Raw genomic sequence first — 21,478 nt, 5'->3', positions numbered from 1 at the left:
TTCGCTGAACTTCAACCCATGAGATGCATAAGTTAATCATTGATTTAACCGGCTAGCCTGTGCTTGGCCAGATCAGACCGAGCCATGGGGCCGGTTTCTGTTAAGATCGCGACTCTGTATCTTTTGGTGTCTGAACATGGCATTCCGCCCACATCCGGCACGGGCACCCTCCGTTTTGCTGCGCGAGGCCAAGCCCTTAAAAGCCATTTTTGGCCATGCAAAACGCTTGGCACACTTGCAACGCTTACTGGAAAGTCAACTTCAGCCAGCCGCACGCGCACATTGCCATGTGGCTTCATGGCGCGAGGGCAGTTTGCTGCTGATCGTGACGGATGGGCACTGGGCTACGCGCCTGCGTTATCAACAAAAGCGTCTGCAACGCCAGCTACAGGCCTTTGACGAGTTCGCCAGCCTGACCCGGATTCAATTTAAAGTGCAGCCACCCACGGTGCTTGCCCCGGTGGCTGGCCACACACTGGACCTTTCAATGAATGCTGCGCAGACCATCCAGGCGACGGCCGACGGCATCACCGACCCAGCCTTGCGCGCGGCACTTGAACGACTGGCCAGCCACGCCAAACCCAAGGGCTGAAGCCGCCATTACTTGCGCTTGCTGCCGCCCAGCAGCGACCCCAACAACCCGCGCACCAATTGGCGGCCCATCTGGCTCGCCGCCTGGCGTGCCATGGACTGCAAAGCCTTGCCCGCCGTAGTGCCCATAAACTCCCCAGCCTGATCCAGCAAGCCCGGTTCAGGCTTACTCTGCGCCGGATCGGTCTTTTCAGAGGCCTGCCCCTTGCGCGCCATCAGGACTTCGTAAGCAGATTCCCGGTCGATTGGCTTGTCATAGCGCCCCTGCAACGGCGAACGAGCAATAAGGGCATCACGCTCTGCCTCCGTCAGCGGACCGATGCGCGACTGCGGGGGTGCAATCAGCACACGTTCAACCCTCGCGGGTGTCCCCTTCTCCTCCAGCATTCCCACCAGAGCCTCCCCCGTACCCAACTCCGTCAGCACCGCCAACGTATCGAACGCAGGGTTCGCTCTAAACCCGCCAGCCACAGCTTTCAGCGACCGTTGTTCTTTGGCGGTAAACGCCCGCAACCCGTGCTGAATGCGCAGACCCAACTGTGCCAGCACGGCGTCAGGCAAATCGGCCGGGGATTGGGTGACGAAATAAACACCGACCCCCTTGGAGCGAATCAGCCGCACCACTTGTTCCAGTCGGTCCTGTAACGCTTTGGGCGTACCGGCAAACAGCAAGTGCGCCTCGTCAAAAAACAGCGCCAGCAACGGTTTGTCCGCATCACCCCGCTCGGGAAGCTGTTCAAATAGCTCCGCCAGTAACCACAGCAGGAATGTTGCGTACACCTTGGGTGCCTCATGCACCAGGCGGCTGGCATCCAGCAAATGGATCATGCCGCGCCCGTCACTGGCCGGCCGCAGCAGGTCTTCCAACTGCAAGGCCGGCTCACCGAACAGAGCCTCGGCACCCTGCTGCTCCAGCGTGGCCAGACGGCGCAATAACGCCTGACTGGAGCCGGTGGTCATCAGGGCCGCGTCATCCCCCAGCACCTCAGGGTGCTCATGCAAATGATTCAGCAGCGCCTTCAGGTCTTTAAGGTCGAGCAGTAACAGCCCTTCGCGGTCCGCGACCTTGAACACCGCATACAGCGCCGATTGTTGGCTGTCGGTCAATTCCAGCAGGCTGCCCAGCAGCAACGGGCCCATTTCACTCAACGTTGTACGTAACGGATGGCCGGTTTTGCCCTGTACATCCCACAAAGTTACCGGGTAAGCCCCGGGCTGAAAGTTCAGCCATGGCATGTCGGCAATCCGCTGCGCCACCTTGCCTTGGGGGTTGCCCGCCGCGCCCAACCCGCACAGGTCGCCCTTGATGTCGGCTGCGAACACAGCAACCCCGGCATCGCTGAACTGCTCGGCCAGACGCTGAAGGGTGACGGTTTTACCGGTCCCCGTCGCACCGGCAACCAGACCGTGACGGTTAGCCAAGCGCAATGACTGAGCAATGGGCTGCCCCGCAAGATCAGCCCCCAAAACCAATGCTGAAGAGTCAGGCATTTTTCCACCTTTGATTAATCTTTCGCGGGCCCGCGTCGATACACCCTTAATGCTAGACCAGAAAAATACGAAATAAGTGTAGGAAATCGCCCTAACAAATACGGACATCGCCAGTTCTTTGGCAATGATTTGTAAGGTGGGCCGTTTTGCAGCGTGCAGCTACACATTTTTAGACCTTAGCGGACCTACAAGCCATGCTTAAAAACTTGCGTTTCAGCCATAAAATTCTGCTTGCCGCGTCCTTGATTGTCATCGCCGCGTTCTCGCTGTTCACGCTGTACAACGACTATTTGCAGCGCAATGCCATCCGCAACAACCTGGATAACTACCTGAACGACATGGGCAGCGTGACGGCCAACAACATCCAGACCTGGCTGTCTGGCCGCACGTTGCTGGCCGAAAACCTGGCGGAGTCCATCGCCCTCGATCCCCAGCCTGTAAACGTCAGCCACTTGCTCGAGCAAAAAGCCCTGAGCGACACCTTTATGGCAACCTATTTTGGTGACAGCCAAGGCGGCTTCACCATTCGCCCGGACAGCCAAATGCCCGATGGTTTCGACCCGCGCACACGGCCTTGGTATAAGGATGCGCTCATCAGCCGCACCACCAGCCTGACAGAACCGTATATTGATGCCGTGACTGGGCAAATGATTATTTCCATCGGCACACAGGTCAAAAAAGCGGGGCAAACACTGGGCGTTGTCGGTGCCGATCTGAGCCTGCAAGCCCTCACGGACACAATCAATGCCCTGAACTTCAATGGCATGGGCTACGCCTTCCTGGTCAGTGCCGACGGCAAAGTGCTGGTTCACCCGGACAAAGCACTGATTACCAAAAACCTGAAAGAACTCTACCCGTCAGGCACTCCGCCGATCAGCACGCAGTTCAGTGAAGTTAACGTCAATGGCAACACCCGGATCGTAACCTTCGCCCCTATCAAAGGCCTGGGTGCAGTCAACTGGTCTGTCGGCCTGTCGATCGACAAGCAGCAGGCATTCGCCGCCCTGAGCGACTTCCGCACCTCGGCCATTATTGCCACCCTGATTGCCGTGATCTCGATTATTGCCCTACTCGGCCTGTTGATTCGCATCCTCTTGAAGCCGCTGCACGTCATGACCCGCGCCATGCAGAACATTGCCGAGGGCGAAGGTGACTTGACGCGCCGTCTGGTGGTTGAATCCCAGGACGAGTTCGGCACCCTGGGCAGCGCGTTCAACCAGTTTGTCGAGCGTATTCACACATCCATGGGCGAAGTATCGTCCGCAACGGCACACGTCAACGAAGTCGTCTTGCGCGTGGTCAGTGCGTCCAACTCCTCAATGCTCAACTCGGACGAACAAGCGAGCCGCACCAACAGCGTTGCAGCCGCCATTAACGAACTGGGCGCTGCCGCACAGGAAATTGCCCGCAATGCCGCCCAGGCCTCGCACCAGGCCAGCGATGCCAATAACCTGGCAGAAGAAGGCCAGCAAGTGGTTGAGCGTAGCATCCACTCCATGCAGCAGTTGTCACACATGCTCGGCACGTCCAGCGGTCACATCGAGTCCCTGAACGACAAGACTGTGAATATCGGTCAGATACTGGAAGTGATTACCAGCATTTCCCAGCAAACCAACCTGCTGGCACTCAACGCGGCTATTGAGGCGGCCCGTGCCGGGGAAGCCGGACGTGGATTTGCCGTTGTGGCTGACGAAGTGCGCAACCTGGCGCACCGCACCCAAGAGTCGGCGCAGCAAGTGCAAACCATGATCGAGGAGTTGCAAGTCAGCGCCCGCGAGTCGGTGAACACGATGGAAGAAAGCCAGCGCCACAGTCAGGACAGCGTTGAAATCGCCAACCAGGCCGGCGAGCGCCTGCTCAGCGTGACCCAGCGGATCAGCGAAATTGATGGCATGAACCAGTCGGTCGCCACGGCAACGGAAGAGCAAACGTCGGTGGTGGAGTCGATCAACATGGACATCACTGAAATCAACACGCTCAACCAGGAAGGCGTCGAAAACCTTCAAGCCACCCTTCGTGCCTGCACTGACCTGGAACAACAGGCCGCCCGCCTCAAACACCTGGTGGGCAGTTTCCGCATTTAAACAGTAAGCCTGTCTGTGGCCGCCGAGGGTGGTTACAGATCGGGGTCTGTTTCAGCGTCTTGCTGTAATTCTTCCCACAGCCTGGCGGCGTCAGGAAACTCGGTGCCATCCTCTGCGGTGAGGGCGTGCGGGTCATAGCGACTCAAACAGCCTTCGCCCAGGGTTGCCGGGGCGACCGAGGTGGCCTTGTCGAGTGGATCTGTCATGGCAACCCCTCAAACGTCTAAACCTGAACAATACACCGTGGGCAGCGCTTGGTCATTGACCCTGAGAATGAATTTCTTACTCATTTTTAGGTGCTTATCAATGCGGCGAGCACCCAGTTCTTTGCGCGACAGCGCGGCGCCGAAGACGGGGCTGCTTCCCCTACGGATGGCAGAGTTTGTAGGAACGAGCTTGCTCGTGATCTTTTGATCTGGCTTTTGATCCAAGGGCCCCCTTAAACCACGCTGGCCGAACGAAGGTTTTGCGCAGTGGCTAACCCGGCAGGGTGCCGGGTTAGCCGCGACAGGGCCAGGGAGGGTCGATCGCGGCGGGCCCACGGAGCAAAGCCTGTGTGAGTTCATGCCGAGCCACAGCGAGGCACCGAGTGGTAGGGGCATGAGCGTTTGGCCACTTTGCGCTTTTCAAAGTGGCACGGCGTAAGGCCGGAACCTCAAGTGGCCGTGACCGCAGCAATGGATAGGCAGAAGACGAGGCGACACCGTTTTAAAAATCAAAAGATCGCGAGCAAGCTCGCTCCTACGCAGAACGCCGACGTGCTTTTGATCTGGCTTTTGATCTAAAGCCCCCCCTTAAACCACGCTGGCCGAACGCAGGTTTTGCGCAGTGGGTAACCCGGCAGGACGCCGGGTTAGCCGCGACACGGCCAGGGATGGCCGATCGCGGCGGCCCACGGAGCAAAGCCTGTGGTGAGGGCATGCCGAGCCCCAGCGAGGCACCGAGTGGTAGGGGCATGAGCGTTTGGCCACTTTGCGCTTTTCAAAGTGGCACGGCGTAAGGCCGGAACCTCAAGTGGCCGTGACCGCAGCAATGGATAGGATTGCTGAACGACAGCGCGGCGCCAATGAGCTTTTAAAGATCAAAAGCTCGCTCCTACAGTTGAATGAAGTGCGCCCCAGTTCTTTGCGCGACAGCGCGGCCCCTACTACGCCTGTGGGAGCGGGCTTGACACGCCGAGACAGCTTCCACCCATCAAAACACGACGGTTTTGTTGCCGTGCACCAATACGCGGTCTTCGAGATGGTAACGAAGGCCACGGGCCAGCACCATTTTTTCGACATCACGGCCAAAGCGCACCATGTCTTCAATGCTGTCGCTGTGACTGACGCGCACCACGTCCTGCTCAATGATCGGGCCGGCGTCCAGCTCTTCGGTGACGTAATGGCATGTTGCGCCAATCAGCTTCACGCCACGCAGCGATGCCTGGTGATAAGGCTTGGCACCGACAAATGACGGCAAAAAGCTATGGTGAATGTTGATCACCTGGCCCGCGTATTCACTGCACAGGTCGGGCGGCAGGATTTGCATGTAGCGCGCCAGCACCACCACTTCAGCGTTATGGTGCTTGACCAGTCGCGAAACCTCGGCAAATGCCGGCTCTTTGTCTTTCGGGTCAACCGGCACATGGTAGAACGGGATGCCGTGCCACTCGACCATACTGCGCAAATCGTTGTGGTTGGAGATCACACACGAGATATCGCAATCCAGTTCATCGCTGTGCCAGCGGTGCAACAAGTCCGCCAGGCAATGAGACTCGCGACTGGCCATCAGAACCACGCGCTTCTTTTGCGCTGTATCGGTAATGCGCCATTGCATCGAAAACTCTTCGGCAATCGGGGCAAAGGCTTCACGAAAGCCGTCCAGGTCAAAAGGCAAAGAGTCGGCACGAATCTCGTGACGCATAAAGAACCAGCCGCTTTGATCGTCCGAATGGTGGCTCGCTTCAGTGATCCAGCCATTATGGGAGGCCAGGAAATTACTGACTTTGGCAACAATACCAACGCCGTCGGGGCACGCAATCACCAACCGAAATGTGCGCATGAGGGGAACACTCCAAAACTTTACAAAGGCCGCCATTCTAGCGAGTGCGCAGCAAAACTACAGTATTCGTTGAGGCTTATTGCAGGGATCGCACCATCGCACAGCCCTGCGCCAACCCGAACAGCGCTGCGGCCTGCATTGCATCTATCGTTCCATTATTAAAATTTATTAATGGCATTGATTACACCCAGGCAACGCATGCATTTAATAAGCCGGTACTTGCCTTAGACTTAAGTTAAGGAATGGCATTTTTTTAAATTAATTAGCCGCTGCATATTTACTTGCTGTAATACCGTGACTATTATTGCGCCACTGTCTCCACGCTCCCATTCCGGCCTAAGGTTAATTTCATGTCCTTGATCAACGAATACCGCGCAACAGAAGAAGCCATCAAAGAACTGCAAGCTCGCCTGAAAAATCTGTCAGAAGATGACAAACTTCAAACCGAACTGGAATTTGAAGGCAAACTGCGCACGCTGATGGGCGAATACCAAAAGTCCCTGCGTGACATTATCGCGCTGCTGGACCCAGAAGCCAAAGCAACCAAAGCACCACGCGGCGTTGTTAAAACCACCGGCACCAAACGTGCCCGCAAGGTTAAGCAATACAAAAACCCGCACAACGGCGAAGTGATTGAAACCAAAGGTGGCAACCACAAAACCCTGAAAGAGTGGAAAGCTCAGTGGGGCAGCGACGTGGTAGAAGGCTGGGCTACTTTGCTGGACTAAGTGATTTCAGGCGAACAGATCTTTCTGTAACGCTAATAAAAAACGCCAGCTTGCTGGCGTTTTTTATTGCCTGACGTTTTATGACCAACTCGCCGGTCAGGCACCCAACCCGAAACGACGACCCAGGGCCTGCGCATAACGCTGCCACTCGCCCAACAGCTTCAGCTCCGCGGGCGTGGCATTGTGCGACAAGGCTTCAGCAGCCTGCTGAAAGTTATCGAGCGTCAGCGGCGCTCCCATCGCCGGATCCGTCAGTCGCTGCTGACAAAATAACTGCCAGCGCTGTTGCTCTTCTTTATTCAAGGTATAAGCAAAGTTTCGAGCGCGGTAACGAAACAATAATTCCGGTAGCCGCTCATCATCAAAGGGCCACGAATTTTGGGCCAATTGCTCGGGATCACTGACCCGGACTTGCTCACACAATCGACGATCACGATCACCGATAAAACCGTCATACAACTGCTGTTCAGGATCCTCGCTGGGTGCAAAGTCCTCGCCCGCATAAAGGGTCGATAATTTCCCCCGCCAAACTTCCTGCCCCTGTACAAGTCGCTCAGCACGCTCTTGGTAGTGGGCCATATCCAACTGCAAGCGCTGCTGGTCCGGTGCGCGCAACACATTCAAAGGTGCGACCACCGGGCAACGATTAACGTGTATCAGTTTGAGTGGAACCGGCAATTGCCCCTCGGGCAAGTCTTCACGCCGAGTGTAGAGCAGGGCGCGTAAAGTATCTGCATCCTGGTCAAGCAATGGCTGGGGATCAAAGTGCAGGTCGCACACAATCAATGCATTTTTGTTTTTAGGGTGCCAGGCCAGCGGCATAACCACACCCAAATAATGCCGCGCCGCCGAAAAGCGCCCCGAGATATGCACCATCGGTTGCAACAGGCGCACCTGATCCAGCACACGCTGTTTGGTGCGTAACTGAAATAGCCAGTCGTATAACTTGGGCTGCTTCTCACGAATCAACCGCGCCAGCGCAATGGTTGCGCGCACGTCAGACAAGGCATCATGCGCCTGGCCATGGTCGATACCGTTGGCCGCAGTCAAACGCTCCAGCTTTAGTGTGACCCGCCCTTCTTCCTCGGGCCACACAATCCCTTCAGGCCGCAAGGCATAGGCCGCGCGCACCACATCAATCAAATCCCAGCGCGTATTGCCCCCCTGCCATTCACGCGCGTAGGGGTCGAAAAAATTGCGATACAGGCTGTAACGTGTCACTTCATCATCAAAGCGCAACGTGTTGTAGCCCGCGCCGCAGGTGCCCGGCACTGCCAGTTGCGCGTGAGTGCGGGTCATGAACTCAGCCTCAACCAGCCCTTTGTCTTCGAGCAGGCTGGGGGTTATTCCGGTGATCAGGCAAGCTTTGGGGTGAGGGAGAATATCGTCACTGGGCTGACAGTAAAGATTGAGCGGTTGATCAATCTCGTTGAGTTCCAGATCCGTACGGATACCGGCCACCTGCACCGCCCGGTCGCTGCGCGGATTGATGCCGGTGGTTTCGTAGTCGTACCAAAAGATAGAGGTCACGGGGGTGTTCCTGAGCAGTAGACCTCAACAGTCTAGGCGCTCGGTGCCGCGCAAGGCCAGTGACCCGTGACTCAGGCAGAAGCCTGCAAAGGGTAAAAACTGAAGTACTGATGCAACGCGGTGATCAGTGCCGAATACTCAGTCGGTGGTTGGAGCAGGACAAAGCCGGAATCATAGGTAGTGGGGGTTACATCTTCGCGGCACCATTGGCACTGGGCCGTCAGATCTATCTGATGCAGCTTCCCGTCGCGGCCCGGAATTTTCAGGCGCAACTCAAATATCGCATCCACCATGAGTGGCAGCGGGCTGAGCAGCATTAACCCCTCCTCAGACACATTGCCTAAAAAACCGATGGGCTTGTCCGTGAAGCGGTTGAACACTCTGAGGAAATACGGCAATTGATGACGCTCTATTCGGCGCTCTGTAAACATGGTGGCTGTCACCTTGCAAGGTCATTGAACCGGCCAGGCTGAACATCACCCATCACCGGCAGTGGACTGTAGCGCGGCCCACGCTTATCTGCCATCGACAATGGCCGGCCGCTCTGCGCTCAGCCCGTCACAGGGAGAGATTAGCCCAGCAATATCAAATAGCCATCAGCCGTGACACACCTCTTCAAAGAGTCGCCGGTAATGCCTGAGCCGTGCCGGGGCCTGGAATGAATTTCAGAATGCGCAGGGTTTCAATGCGGGCCTTGGCCCGGTAGGCATACTCGCTCTTGGGAAACTCATTAATGATGTATTGATAGGTTTGCGCGGCGTCGAGGTAAAACTTCGTGCGCTCCAGACACAGGCCGCGCAGCATAGCTGTTTGCGGCCATATATAAGGGCGACTGCGACTGTCTCGGTCAACCTCGGACAACTCCAGCATCACCGCCTCACAATTGCCGCGATCATAAGCCCGGTATGCATTGTTCAGATGATGGTTCATCGACCAGCGCGTGCAACCGACCACACTGCTGATCAACAGTAAAACAAACAACATTCGCATGGGGATCTCCTCTCTTAAGCCTTGTATCGGCCCCCTCGGCGAATTCTTCAGGCTGCCGGACTGTTTGCCTGTCAAGGTGTTGAACGCTTTAGCCGCCACAGGCCTGATGCACCACAACTTAAGTCGAAAGTAGTGCAGAGGAACAATGACTACAGCCAAAGACCATAGTAGCCTTTGCCAGCGCTTGAACTCAGGAGTCTTTGCATGTCTGTTCGTCGAACCAAAATCGTTGCCACACTTGGCCCTGCCAGCAACTCACCGGAAATGCTGGAACAGCTGATCCTTGCTGGCCTGGACGTTGCCCGTCTGAACTTCTCCCACGGCACGCCCGATGAGCACAAGGCTCGCGCCAAGCTGGTGCGTGACATCGCCGCCAAGCACGGGCGCTTCGTCGCCCTGTTGGGTGACTTGCAAGGCCCGAAAATCCGTATCGCCAAATTCGCCAACAAGAAAATCGAGCTGAAGGTCGGTGATCAATTCACCTTTTCCACCAGCCACCCGTTGACCGAAGGCAACCAGCAAGTGGTCGGTATCGACTACCCGGACCTGGTCAAAGACTGCGGCGTGGGCGACGAACTGTTGCTCGATGACGGCCGTGTCGTGATGCGTGTAGACACCGCCACCGAAGACGCGCTGCACTGCAGCGTCCTGATCGGCGGCCCGCTGTCCGACCACAAAGGCATCAACCGTCGCGGCGGTGGCCTGACCGCACCCGCCCTGACCGAAAAAGACAAGGCTGACATCAAGCTGGCTGCCGAAATGGAAGTCGACTACCTGGCCGTGTCCTTTCCGCGTGACGCTGCCGACATGGAGTACGCCCGTCAATTGCGTGACGAAGCCGGCGGCACTGCCTGGCTGGTGGCCAAAATTGAACGCGCTGAAGCCGTCGCTGACGACGAAACCCTCGACGGCCTGATCAAGGCCAGCGACGCGGTAATGGTTGCCCGTGGTGACCTGGGCGTTGAAATCGGCGATGCCGAGCTGGTGGGCATCCAGAAGAAAATCATCCTGCACGCACGCCGCCACAACAAGGCAGTGATCGTGGCGACCCAGATGATGGAGTCGATGATCCAGAACCCGATGCCAACCCGTGCCGAAGTGTCCGACGTTGCCAACGCCGTTCTCGACTACACCGACGCCGTGATGCTGTCTGCTGAAAGTGCCGCTGGCCAGTACCCGCTGGAAGCCGTGCAAGCCATGGCGCGTATCTGCGTCGGCGCTGAAAAGCACCCTACCAGCAAAACCTCCAGCCACCGCATGGGCAAAACCTTCGAAAGCTGCGACCAGAGCATTGCGCTGGCGGCCATGTACACCGCCAACCACTTCCCGGGTGTCAAAGCGATCATTGCCCTGACTGAAAGCGGCTACACCCCGCTGATCATGTCGCGCATCCGCTCGTCGGTGCCGATCTACGCGTTCTCCCCGCACCGTGAAACCCAGGCCCGTGCCGCCATGTTCCGTGGCGTGTACACCGTACCGTTCGACCCCGCTTCCCTGCCGCCAGAGCAAGTGAGCCAGGCAGCCATCGACGAACTGCTCAAGCGCGGTGTCGTTGAAAAAGGCGACTGGGTCATCCTGACCAAGGGCGACAGCTACCACACCATCGGTGGCACCAACGGCATGAAAATTCTGCATGTCGGCGACAAAATGGTTTAAGCCTGCAGGCTAAAATCAAAAACCCCGCAGCGATGCGGGGTTTTTTATGCGTCGAATTCAGCCAATGGCCTTAAAACGAGTCGCCCGGCACCCGCACCCAACCTTCCATCAATACCCGTGCGCTACGGCTCATGATGGCTTTGGTGACGGTCCAGTCGCCCTCAACCTGCTGCGCTTGAGCACCGACACGCAAGGTGCCGGACGGATGCCCGAAACGTACAGCACTGCGCAAGCCGCCGCCTGCCGCCAGGTTGACCAACGTGCCCGGAATCGCCGCCGCTGTACCAATGGCCACCGCTGCCGTGCCCATCATCGCGTGGTGCAACTTGCCCATCGACAGCGCCCGCACCAGCAAGTCCACAGTGTGCGCACTGACCGTCTTGCCGCTGGAGGACACGTAGTCCGCAGGCCCGCTGACAAACGCCACTTTAGGCGTGTGCTGGCGCTTGGCAGCGTCGTCAAGATGGCTGATCAAGCCCATGCGCAATGCACCGTGAGCACGAATGGTTTCAAACATCGCCAGTGCCTTGGGGTCGCTGTTGATGTCTTGCTGCAGCTCGGTGCCGGTGTAACCGATGTCACGGGCGTTGACGAAGATCGTCGGAATCCCGGCATTGATCAGGGTCACGTTGAGTGTGCCAACACCCGGCACGTGCAGTTCATCGACCAGGTTGCCCGTGGGAAACATCGAGCCACCTGCGCCCTCTTCGTCGGCGGCAGGGTCAAGGAACTCAAGCTGCACTTCGGCGGCCGGGAAGGTCACGCCATCGAGCTCAAAGTCACCGGTTTCCTGCACCGCACCGTGGGTGATCGGCACATGGGCAATAATCGTTTTACCGATATTGGCCTGCCAGATGCGCACCACAGCGGTGCCGTTTTGCGGAATGCGCGATGCATCCACCAGGCCACTGCTGAGAGCGAACGAACCCACGGCCGCCGAGAGGTTGCCGCAATTGCCGCTCCAGTCCACAAACGGCTTGTCGATAGACACCTGACCGAACAGGTAATCGACATCGTGATCAGCACGCAGGCTTTTGCTGACGATCACGGTCTTGCTGGTGCTGGAAGTGGCTGCGCCCATGCCATCGATTTGCTTTTCGTAGGGATCGGGGCTGCCTATCACCCGCAACAGCAAAGCATCACGGGCCGCGCCCGGCACCTGCGCCACCGCCGGCAAATCGAGCAGGCTGAAAAACACTCCTTTGCTGGTGCCGCCGCGCATATACGTCGCGGGGATTTTGATTTGCGCTGCATAAGCCATGAATAGAATCCTGTCATTTCCCCTGTAGGAGCGAGCTTGCTCGCGATCTTTTGATCTTTTAAAAGATCGCGAGCAGGCTCGCTCCTACATGGGGGATGGTTAAGCGGTTGCCGATTCCAGGAAGTCCTGGGCAAAGCGCTGAAGCACGCCGCCCGCTTCATAAATCGACACTTCTTCAGCGGTGTCCAAACGGCACGTTACCGGCACTTCAACACGCTCACCGTTTTTGCGGGTGATGACCAGGGTCAGCGTGGCACGCGGGGTGCGCTCACCGATCACATCGTAGGTTTCACTGCCGTCAATCTGCAGGGTTTTGCGGTTAGTGCCCGGCATAAATTCCAGCGGCAACACGCCCATGCCCACCAGGTTCGTGCGGTGAATACGCTCAAACCCTTCGGCGGCAATGGCTTCAACCCCCGCCAGGCGCACGCCCTTGGCCGCCCAGTCGCGGGACGAGCCCTGACCATAATCGGCACCGGCAATAATGATCAGCGGCTGCTTGCGATCCATGTAGGTTTCAATCGCTTCCCACATGCGCATAACGGTGCCTTCCGGCTCCAGACGGGTCAGCGAGCCCTGCTTGACCTTGCCGTCCTCGATCACCATTTCGTTGAACAGCTTGGGGTTGGCAAAGGTCGCGCGCTGGGCGGTCAGGTGGTCGCCACGGTGCGTGGCGTAAGAGTTGAAGTCCACTTCCGGCAAACCCATTTTCGCCAGGTATTCGCCGGCCGCACTGTCGAGCATGATGGCGTTGGACGGCGACAAGTGGTCGGTTGTGATGTTGTCCGGCAGCACGGCCAGCGGGCGCATGCCTTTAAGCGGGCGAGCCCCGGCCAATGCCCCTTCCCAGTAGGGCGGGCGACGAATGTAGGTGCTCTGCGGGCGCCAGTCGTACAACGGCTCGACTTTCGGGCCGGTGTCTTCGTGAATGGCAAACATCGGGATATAGACCTTGCGGAACTGCTCGGGCTTGACCGAAGCCTTGACCACGGCGTCGATTTCTTCGTCGCTCGGCCAGATATCTTTCAGGCGAATTTCATTGCCGTTGGCGTCCAGCCCCAACACGTCTTTTTCAATGTCAAAACGGATGGTTCCGGCAATGGCGTAGGCCACCACCAACGGCGGCGAGGCCAAAAACGCCTGCTTGGCGTAAGGGTGAATCCGCCCGTCAAAATTGCGGTTACCCGACAGCACGGCGGTGGCGTACAGATCACGGTCGATGATTTCTTGCTGAATCACCGGGTCCAACGCACCGGACATGCCGTTGCAGGTGGTGCAGGCAAAGGCCACGACACCAAAACCCAGTTGCTCCAGCTCGTCGGTAAGGCCCGCTTCGTCCAGGTACAGCGCCACGGTTTTGGAGCCCGGTGCCAGCGATGACTTGACCCACGGCTTGCGGGCCAGGCCCAGCCGGTTGGCATTGCGGGCGATAAGCCCGGCGGCAATCACGTTGCGCGGGTTGCTGGTGTTGGTGCAACTGGTAATGGCCGCGATGATCACCGCGCCATCTGGCATTTGCCCCGGCACGTCGTCCCACTGACCGGCAATGCCCTTGCTCGCCAGGTCGCTGGTGGCAACCCGGGCGTGCGGGTTGCTCGGGCCGGCCATGTTGCGCACCACCGATGACAAGTCAAAGCTCAGGTTGCGCTCGTACTGCGCACCCTTGAGGCTGTCGGCCCACAGGCCGGTGACCTTGGCGTACTGTTCGACCAGTTGCACTTGCTGGTCTTCACGGCCAGTCAGCTTGAGGTAGTCGATGGTTTGCTGGTCGATGTAGAACATCGCCGCCGTCGCACCGTATTCCGGGGCCATGTTGGAAATGGTGGCACGGTCGCCCAAGGTCAGCGCCGCTGCGCCTTCGCCGTAGAACTCCAGCCAGGCACCCACCACTTTTTGCTTGCGCAGAAACTCGGTCAGCGCCAGCACCATGTCGGTGGCGGTAATCCCCGGTTGCAGTTTGCCGGTCAGTTCCACGCCGACGCTTTCAGGCAGGCGCATCCAGGAAGCACGGCCGAGCATAACGCTTTCGGCTTCGAGGCCGCCCACGCCAATGGCGATCACACCCAGCGCATCAACGTGCGGGGTGTGGCTGTCGGTGCCGACACAGGTGTCCGGAAAGGCCACGCCGTCACGCACTTGAATCACCGGCGACATTTTTTCGAGGTTGATCTGGTGCATGATCCCGTTGCCTGGCGGGATCACATCGACGTTTTTAAAGGCTTTTTTGGTCCACTCAATGAAGTGAAAACGGTCTTCATTGCGGCGATCTTCGATGGCGCGGTTCTTTTCAAACGCCTGCGGGTCATAACCACCGCACTCCACGGCCAGCGAGTGGTCGACGATCAATTGGGTGGGCACTACCGGGTTGACTTGCGCCGGGTCGCCGCCTTGCAGGGCGATGGCATCACGCAGGCCTGCGAGGTCAACCAGGGCCGTCTGGCCAAGAATGTCGTGGCACACCACGCGGGCCGGAAACCACGGGAAATCAAGGTCGCGCTTGCGCTCGATCATTTGGCTCAACGAGGCCGTGAGGGTGGCCGGGTCGCAACGCCGCACCAGGTTTTCAGCCAGCACACGGGAGGTGTAAGGCAGCGTGTCGTAGGCACCGGGCTGGATCGCCTCGACCGCCGCGCGGGTGTCGAAATAATCCAGCCGGGTGCCCGGTAGTGTTTTGCGAAATTCAGTATTCATGGCAGGGGTCTCGATCACGGTTAGGGCTGAGAGTGCCTCCCCGTCTTCTGTAGACGCTTACAGATCGCGAGCAAACTCGCGTCTACAAAGGGCGGGGCGGCACCCTGCGGATCAGCGACGCTCGATTGACACGAACTTGCGCTGCTCAACGCCGATGTATTCAGCGCTTGGACGGATGATGCGGTTGTTGCTGCGCTGCTCAAACACGTGAGCGGCCCAGCCGGTCAGGCGCGAGCACACAAAGATCGGGGTAAACAGCTTGGTCGGAATACCCATGAAGTGGTACGCAGAGGCATGGTAGAAATCCGCGTTGGGAAACAGTTTCTTTTGCGCCCACATGGTGTGGTCGATGGCTTCAGACACCGGGAACAACACCGTGTCGCCCACTTCATCGGCCAGTTTCTTCGACCAGCCCTTGATCACTTCATTGCGCGGGTCGCTGTCTTTGTAGATCGCGTGGCCGAAGCCCATGATCTTGTCCTTGCGCGCCAGCATGCCGAGGGTGCCTTCAACCGCAGCGTCAGCCGAGGCAAAGCGCTCGATCATTTCCATCGCCGCTTCGTTGGCACCGCCGTGCAACGGGCCACGCAGCGAGCCAATGGCCGCGGTAATGCACGAATACAGGTCGGACAGGGTCGATGCGCACACCCGGGCGGTGAAGGTGGAGGCGTTGAACTCGTGCTCGGCATACAGGATCAACGACACGTTCATCACTTTGACGTGCAACTCGCTCGGCTTCTTGCCGTGCAGCAAGTGCAGGAAGTGCCCGCCAATAGACGCTTCATCGCTTACGCAGTCGATGCGTTTGCCGTCGTGGCTGAAGCGGTACCAATAGCACATGATCGCCGGGAAGGCGGCCAGCAGGCGGTTGGTCTTGTCCAGTTGCTGGGAGAAGTCTGTCTCTGGCTCCAGGTTGCCCAGGAACGAACAACCGGTGCGCATCACGTCCATGGGGTGGGCATCGGCGGGGATGCGCTCCAGCACTTCTTTCAGCGCTTGCGGCAAGTCACGCAGGGTTTTGAGCTTGGCGGTGTAGTCTGCCAGCTCGGTTTGGCTTGGCAGCTCACCGTACAGCAACAGGTAAGCCACTTCTTCGAACTGGGCATCGGCCGCCAGTTCACGTACGTCATAGCCACGGTACGTAAGGCCTGCGCCTTCCTGGCCTACGGTCGACAGGGCCGTTTGCCCGGCCACCTGGCCGCGTAAACCTGCACCACTCAATACTTTTGCTTCGGCCATTGCGGTCTCCAATCTTGAATTTTTTAGGGATTCGGCAACTACGGGTTCGGTCTTATCTGTAGGCGCGAGCAAACTCGCGCCTACAGGATCACGGTGTTCTGTTACTTCTTCGCGGCAAACACGGCATCAAGCTTCTGCTCGAAGGCGTGGTAGTTGATAGCGTCGTACAGTTCCATGCGGGTTTGCATGGTGTCGATCACGTTTTGCTGGGTGCCGTCGCGACGAATGGCGCCATACACGTTTTCGGCCGCCTTGTTCATGGCACGGAACGCCGACAGCGGGTAAAGCACCAGCGATACATCAACACTGGCCAGTTGTTCGGTGGTGTACAGCGGGGTCGCGCCAAACTCGGTGATATTGGCCAGAATCGGCGCTTTAACGCGGTCAGCGAACAGCTTGTACATCTCAAGCTCGGTGATGGCTTCGGGGAACACCATGTCAGCGCCCGCCTCGATACAGGCCGCCGCACGTTCCAGCGCCGATTCCAGGCCTTCCACCGCCAATGCATCAGTACGCGCCATAATCACAAAGCTGTCATCGGTGCGCGCATCAACGGCTGCTTTGATACGGTCGATCATCTCTTGCTGCGAGACAATTTCCTTGTTCGGGCGGTGGCCGCAGCGCTTGGCACCTACCTGGTCTTCGATATGAATGGCGGCCGCGCCGAATTTGATCATCGATTTGACGGTGCGCGACACGTTGAAAAACGAGGAGCCAAAACCGGTGTCCACATCGACCAGCAAAGGCAAGTCGCACACATCGGTAATGCGGCGAACATCGGTCAGCACGTCATCCAGGCCGGTAATGCCCAGGTCCGGCACGCCCAAAGAGCCCGCCGCCACACCGCCACCCGACAGGTAAATGGCCTTGAAGCCGGCACGCTGGGCCAACAGCGCATGGTTGGCGTTGATCGCACCGACCACTTGCAAGGGATGTTCACTGGCGACTGCATCACGGAAACGCTGACCTGGACTGTTCTTATTGCTCATGACTCACCTCGTGGAGTGGCTGTCTGCTGGGCGCTGTCTTGGTAATGACGCGCGATATTGCGTTTCGAAGCGCCGATATGTCGGCGCATCAGTAACTCGGCCAGTTCGCCGTCGCGATCGGCAATGGCATCGAGAATGCGGTGATGCTCGGCAAACGCCTGATGCGGGCGGTTGGGGGTGGCGGAAAACTGGATGCGGTACATGCGCACCAATTGGTACAGCTCGCCGCAGAGCATTTGAGTCAGCGTGCGATTACCGCTGCCCTGGATAATCTTGTAGTGAAAATCGAAGTCGCCTTCTTGCTGGTAGTACCCGACCCCGGCCTGAAAGGCCTCATCGCGCTCATGGGTTTCGAGCACACGGCGCAGTTCGGCAATGTCCTCGTCACTCATGCGCTCGGCGGCCAAGCGGCAAGCCATGCCTTCAAGGGACTCGCGAATTTCATAGAGTTCGATCAGCTCGGCGTGGCTCAAGGACACCACCCGCGCCCCGACATGCGGGACCCGCACCAGCAAACGCTGGCCTTCAAGACGGTGAATGGCTTCGCGTAGCGGGCCACGGCTGATGCCGTAGGTGCGGGCCAATTCAGGTTCGGAGATCTTGCTGCCAGGGGCGATCTCGCCCTTGACAATGGCCGCCTGAATGCGCCGGAACACGTTCTCGGAAAGGGTTTCGGAGTCGTCCGGGGTGAACACGTCGGGGGCCAGGGCTTGCAGCATATTGTCGACACCTTTGAAATCAATGGTGTCAAAACTAGCCATTTAAGCCGTTGCAGTCAAAGGATAAATATACATTGTCGACAATCTACCGATTAGACCTTGGTTTAATCGACACACCAACAAGCCGGGCAAAACCGCCGCAACGCTGGCGCCATAAAACCATCATGTTAGAATGCCGACCGCATCCGCCCTGCCCTGTTCACCGGGCAGCCGCACGAGGAAACTTGCACCCCTGCCAGTCGCCTTGAACTGAAGTTTGCAAGAGACGTGCCTCGATTTATGAAATGTTTGCCCCTCTTTACCCTTCTCTGCCTACTGGGCTTGCCCGGCTTGAGCTTAGGTGCCGAGAAGACTGTTTATGGCCTCAATGAATACGCTGAACTGACAGGTATCGACCTGCAAGTAGCGGCCAAACTCGACACTGGGGCCAAAACCGCCTCACTGAGCGCCCGCGATATCAAACGCTTCAAGCGGGACGGCGAAAGTTGGGTGCGCTTCTACCTGGCCATTGATGATGCCCACTCGCACCCCATCGAGCGCCCGCTGGCCCGCGTGAGTAAAATCAAGCGCCGCTCCGGCGATTACGACCCTCAGGCCGACAAAAATTACACCTCGCGGCCGGTCATTTCTCTGGAAATTTGCATGGGCAAAGCTTTACGAACAATAGAAGTGAACTTGACTGATAGAAGTGCGTTCCAATACCCGCTGTTGATCGGCTCCGAAGCGTTGAAACGCTTTGATGCGCTGGTCGACCCCAGTCTTAAATACGCTGCTGGCAAACCTGCCTGCGTCGCCAACGCTAAAACCGCAGAGTAATTGAAATGCGTGCGCTAACCCTTCATCTGAAAATCTTGATCACCGTGCTGGTGGCATTGGGCCTTTCAATTACCGCGTATCAGATTTTTGTTATCGGTATTCCGGTGACCGAAGACGCCACCGACGACCTGTGGAACATTGATGCCAAGGTCGAGTTCGTTGCCAACTCCAAGGATCCGGTCAAGATCCAGATGTTCGTCCCGCCGCTCAACCGCGACTACGTCAGCCTGAACGAAAGCTTCATCTCCAATAACTATGGGGTGAGCGTCAACCGGGTGGATGGCAACCGCAAGGTGACCTGGTCCGCGCGCCGCGTCAGCGGCAAGCAAACCCTGTACTACCGCCTGGTGTTGACCAAGCGCTACTCGGGCGACAAAACCAAGGTTAAAGGCCCGGTTTTCCGCGACAGCATCGCGGTAGAAGGCCCTGAGAAAATCGCCGCTGAAGCATTGCTTGCGCCTATTCGTCAGCACTCGGCTGACGTTGAAACCTTTATCAGCGAAACCATCAAGCGGGTAAACAACCCCAATGATGACAACGTGAAATTGCTGCTGGCAGGCGACCCCTCGACGGCCCACAAGGCGCAGGTCATTGAGCTGCTGCTGTCGATTGCCCACGTACCGATGGAACGCGTCCACACCATCCGCCTGGAGGCCGATCAGCCACAAAGCCCGGAACTGTGGCTGCGCAGCTTTAACGGCAACGACTGGCTGTACTTCAACCCGGAAAGCGGTGCACAAGGCCTGCCGGAGGATCGCCTGCTGTGGTGGATCGGCGATGAACCCATGGTCACGGTCGATGGCGGTAAAAAAGCCAATGTGACGTTCAGCCTGAACAACAGCGAGATGAATGCCATCCGCCTGGCCAAGCTGACGGACGAGAACACCGACGCCAATTTCCTGGAATACTCGCTCTACGGCTTGCCGCTGCAAACCCAGCAAACCTTCATGATCATGGTGATGATCCCGATTGGCGTACTGGTAATTCTGGTGCTGCGCAACCTGATCGGCCTGCAAACGCTGGGCACATTCACCCCGGTACTGATTGCGCTGGCGTTCCGCGAAACCCAACTGGGCTTCGGCATCATCCTGTTTACGGTAATCACGGCGCTCGGGTTAATGCTGCGGTCTTATCTGGAGCATCTGAAGCTGCAGATGCTGCCGCGGCTGTCCGTGGTGCTGACCTTCGTGGTGATACTCATCGCCGCCATCAGCCTGTTCAGCCACAAACTGGGCCTTGACCGTGGGCTCTCGGTGGCCTTGTTCCCGATGGTGATTCTGACCATGACCATCGAGCGCCTGTCCATCACCTGGGAGGAGCGAGGGGCCGGGCATGCGATGAAAGTCGCCATAGGCACCCTGTTTGCCGCCACGTTGGCCTACCTGGTGATGAGCATCCCGGAACTGGTGTACTTCGTGTTTACGTTCCCGGCCGTGCTGTTGGTTCTGGTAGGTTTCATGCTGGCCATGGGTCGCTATCGCGGGTACCGCCTGACCGAACTGATCCGCTTCAAAGCCTTTTTGAAGGCTGACTCCTGATGTTTGGCTTCTGGAAGACCTGGAAGGCCCTGGAAGCCAGGGGCATCATGGGCATCAATCGGCGTAATGCGGACTACGTACTCAAGTACAACAAACGCAGCCTGTACCCGATCGTGGATGACAAGATCATCACCAAGGAACGGGCGATTCAAGCCGGCATCGATGTGCCGGAAATGTACGGCGTCATTTCCACCGAGAAGGAAATCGACAAGCTTGATGAGATCATCGGCGGCCGCAGCGACTTCGTGATCAAACCCGCACAAGGTGCGGGCGGCGACGGCATCCTGGTGATTGCCGACCGTTTCGAAGACCGCTATCGCACGGTGTCGGGCAAGATCATCAGCCACGAAGAAATCGAACATCAGATCTCCAGCATCCTCACCGGCCTGTACTCCTTGGGCGGCCACCGTGACCGGGCGCTGATCGAATACCGGGTCACACCCGATCAGATCTTCAAAAGCATCAGCTACGAAGGTGTGCCGGATATCCGCATTATCGTGCTGATGGGCTACCCGGTAATGGCCATGCTGCGCCTGCCCACCCGTCAATCCGGGGGCAAAGCCAACCTGCACCAAGGCGCGATTGGTGTCGGCGTTGACTTGGCAACCGGCCTGACCCTGCGCGGTACGTGGCTGAACAACATCATTAGCAAGCACCCCGACACCACCAATGCGGTGGACGGCGTGCAGTTGCCCAATTGGGACGGCTTTATGAAGTTGGCCGCGGGCTGCTATGAGTTGTGCGGGCTGGGTTACATCGGTGTCGACATGGTGCTCGACCAGGACAAAGGCCCGCTGATTCTGGAACTCAACGCCCGCCCGGGGCTGAACATCCAGATCGCCAACGACTGCGGCCTGACCTTGCGCACTCACGCGGTGGAAGCCCACCTTGAAGCGCTCGCCGCCAAGGGCATCAAGGAAACCGCCGAAGAACGGGTGCGCTTTGCCCAAGAGCTGTTCGGGCATATCCACCAGGACACCTGATTCGCCCTGAACCTCATGACAACACCGAAGGCCATGCCCTGTGTGCCAGCGCCGTATTGGGTACACGGGCACAGCCTTCGGCAATTACGACAGCATTAGCGTTGCTGTCCTACACAAGACTACAATCTG

The 21,478-nt window shown here is 58.1% G+C and carries 18 protein-coding genes; 7 read left to right on the top strand and 11 right to left on the bottom strand.

All coding sequences use genetic code 11. The features are described from left to right. Window positions 1-136: 136 nt before the first annotated feature. Window positions 137-592 carry a DUF721 domain-containing protein gene (locus tag Q1W15_RS16335; protein WP_300730221.1) on the top strand — a complete coding sequence of 152 codons (456 nt, stop codon included), beginning with the start codon at window positions 137-139 and terminating at the stop codon, window positions 590-592. An 8-nt stretch (window positions 593-600) separates the two neighbouring features. Here Q1W15_RS16335 and Q1W15_RS16330 read toward each other — a convergent pair whose 3' ends face one another. Beyond that, window positions 601-2,082, bottom strand: a complete 1,482-nt coding sequence (locus Q1W15_RS16330) for a helicase HerA-like domain-containing protein (protein WP_300730220.1) — start codon at window positions 2,080-2,082, stop codon at window positions 601-603. A 194-nt stretch (window positions 2,083-2,276) separates the two neighbouring features. On the opposite strand from Q1W15_RS16330, the gene Q1W15_RS16325 reads away from it, so the two are divergent. Continuing rightward, window positions 2,277-4,166: a methyl-accepting chemotaxis protein gene (locus Q1W15_RS16325; RefSeq protein ID WP_300730219.1), complete on the top strand. Its 1,890-nt coding sequence runs from the start codon at window positions 2,277-2,279 to the stop codon at window positions 4,164-4,166. Window positions 4,167-4,198: 32 nt separating this feature from the next. On the opposite strand, the gene Q1W15_RS16320 is transcribed toward Q1W15_RS16325, so the two are convergent. Then, window positions 4,199-4,372, bottom strand: coding sequence for a hypothetical protein (locus Q1W15_RS16320; protein ID WP_300730218.1), 174 nt, complete (start codon window positions 4,370-4,372; stop codon window positions 4,199-4,201). Between the two features lie 988 nt (window positions 4,373-5,360). Continuing rightward, window positions 5,361-6,209, bottom strand: coding sequence for a formyltetrahydrofolate deformylase (gene purU / locus Q1W15_RS16315; RefSeq protein ID WP_300730217.1), 849 nt, complete (start codon window positions 6,207-6,209; stop codon window positions 5,361-5,363). A gap of 350 nt (window positions 6,210-6,559) precedes the next feature. Between purU and mvaT the strand changes: the two genes are divergently transcribed. Further along, a complete protein-coding gene (mvaT, locus tag Q1W15_RS16310; RefSeq protein WP_300730216.1) occupies window positions 6,560-6,937 on the top strand; it encodes a histone-like nucleoid-structuring protein MvaT in 378 nt (125 codons plus the stop codon). Window positions 6,938-7,033: 96 nt separating this feature from the next. Here mvaT and sbcB read toward each other — a convergent pair whose 3' ends face one another. The 3 genes from sbcB to Q1W15_RS16295 form a co-directional block, all read right to left on the bottom strand. Then, window positions 7,034-8,467 carry an exodeoxyribonuclease I gene (gene sbcB / locus Q1W15_RS16305; RefSeq protein WP_300730215.1) on the bottom strand — a complete coding sequence of 478 codons (1,434 nt, stop codon included), beginning with the start codon at window positions 8,465-8,467 and terminating at the stop codon, window positions 7,034-7,036. A gap of 71 nt (window positions 8,468-8,538) precedes the next feature. Further along, complete coding sequence (locus Q1W15_RS16300; RefSeq protein ID WP_300730214.1) at window positions 8,539-8,898, bottom strand: PilZ domain-containing protein; 360 nt, start codon at window positions 8,896-8,898, stop codon at window positions 8,539-8,541. A gap of 184 nt (window positions 8,899-9,082) precedes the next feature. Next, the gene (locus Q1W15_RS16295) at window positions 9,083-9,457 is read right to left on the bottom strand and encodes a tetratricopeptide repeat protein (protein WP_300730213.1); all 375 of its coding nucleotides are present in this window, start codon (window positions 9,455-9,457) and stop codon (window positions 9,083-9,085) included. Window positions 9,458-9,661: 204 nt separating this feature from the next. Here Q1W15_RS16295 and pyk point away from each other — a divergent pair, with 204 nt between their 5' ends. Continuing rightward, complete coding sequence (gene pyk, locus Q1W15_RS16290) at window positions 9,662-11,113, top strand: pyruvate kinase (protein WP_300730212.1); 1,452 nt, start codon at window positions 9,662-9,664, stop codon at window positions 11,111-11,113. 70 nt (window positions 11,114-11,183) lie between these two features. Here pyk and prpF read toward each other — a convergent pair whose 3' ends face one another. The 5 genes from prpF to Q1W15_RS16265 all read right to left on the bottom strand — a co-directional run bounded on the left by prpF (window position 11,184) and on the right by Q1W15_RS16265 (window position 18,012). Then, window positions 11,184-12,374 (bottom strand): 2-methylaconitate cis-trans isomerase PrpF, encoded by a 1,191-nt coding sequence (gene prpF / locus Q1W15_RS16285; protein ID WP_300730211.1) that lies wholly within the window; start codon window positions 12,372-12,374, stop codon window positions 11,184-11,186. Between the two features lie 99 nt (window positions 12,375-12,473). Beyond that, entirely contained in the window at window positions 12,474-15,065 is a 2,592-nt protein-coding gene (gene acnD / locus Q1W15_RS16280) for a Fe/S-dependent 2-methylisocitrate dehydratase AcnD (protein ID WP_300730210.1), read from the bottom strand. Window positions 15,066-15,176: 111 nt separating this feature from the next. Further along, complete coding sequence (gene prpC / locus Q1W15_RS16275) at window positions 15,177-16,304, bottom strand: 2-methylcitrate synthase (RefSeq protein ID WP_300730209.1); 1,128 nt, start codon at window positions 16,302-16,304, stop codon at window positions 15,177-15,179. A 101-nt stretch (window positions 16,305-16,405) separates the two neighbouring features. Then, window positions 16,406-17,293, bottom strand: a complete 888-nt coding sequence (prpB, locus tag Q1W15_RS16270) for a methylisocitrate lyase (RefSeq protein ID WP_300730208.1) — start codon at window positions 17,291-17,293, stop codon at window positions 16,406-16,408. Beyond that, the gene (locus Q1W15_RS16265) at window positions 17,290-18,012 is read right to left on the bottom strand and encodes a GntR family transcriptional regulator (protein ID WP_300730228.1); all 723 of its coding nucleotides are present in this window, start codon (window positions 18,010-18,012) and stop codon (window positions 17,290-17,292) included. Before Q1W15_RS16265 ends, prpB begins: the two co-directional genes overlap by 4 nt. Window positions 18,013-18,291: 279 nt before the next feature. Here Q1W15_RS16265 and Q1W15_RS16260 point away from each other — a divergent pair, with 279 nt between their 5' ends. From Q1W15_RS16260 to Q1W15_RS16250, 3 genes are read left to right on the top strand one after another with little or no spacing between them, the layout of a single operon-like run. Then, window positions 18,292-18,828: an ATP-dependent zinc protease gene (locus Q1W15_RS16260; protein WP_300730207.1), complete on the top strand. Its 537-nt coding sequence runs from the start codon at window positions 18,292-18,294 to the stop codon at window positions 18,826-18,828. 5 nt (window positions 18,829-18,833) lie between these two features. Then, on the top strand, window positions 18,834-20,366 hold the full coding sequence (locus tag Q1W15_RS16255) for an inactive transglutaminase family protein (protein ID WP_300730206.1): 1,533 nt from the start codon (window positions 18,834-18,836) through the stop codon (window positions 20,364-20,366). Next, window positions 20,366-21,349: an alpha-L-glutamate ligase-like protein gene (locus tag Q1W15_RS16250; RefSeq protein WP_300730205.1), complete on the top strand. Its 984-nt coding sequence runs from the start codon at window positions 20,366-20,368 to the stop codon at window positions 21,347-21,349. The genes Q1W15_RS16255 and Q1W15_RS16250 overlap by 1 nt, the downstream gene beginning before the upstream one ends. Window positions 21,350-21,478: the final 129 nt, after the last annotated feature.

This window comes from Pseudomonas sp., from assembly GCF_030150285.1.
In the GTDB taxonomy this organism is placed as follows: Bacteria; Pseudomonadota; Gammaproteobacteria; order Pseudomonadales; family Pseudomonadaceae; genus Aquipseudomonas.
Note: the sequence above shows the minus strand (reverse complement) of the source record. Positions and strands in the feature narration are given on the sequence as shown.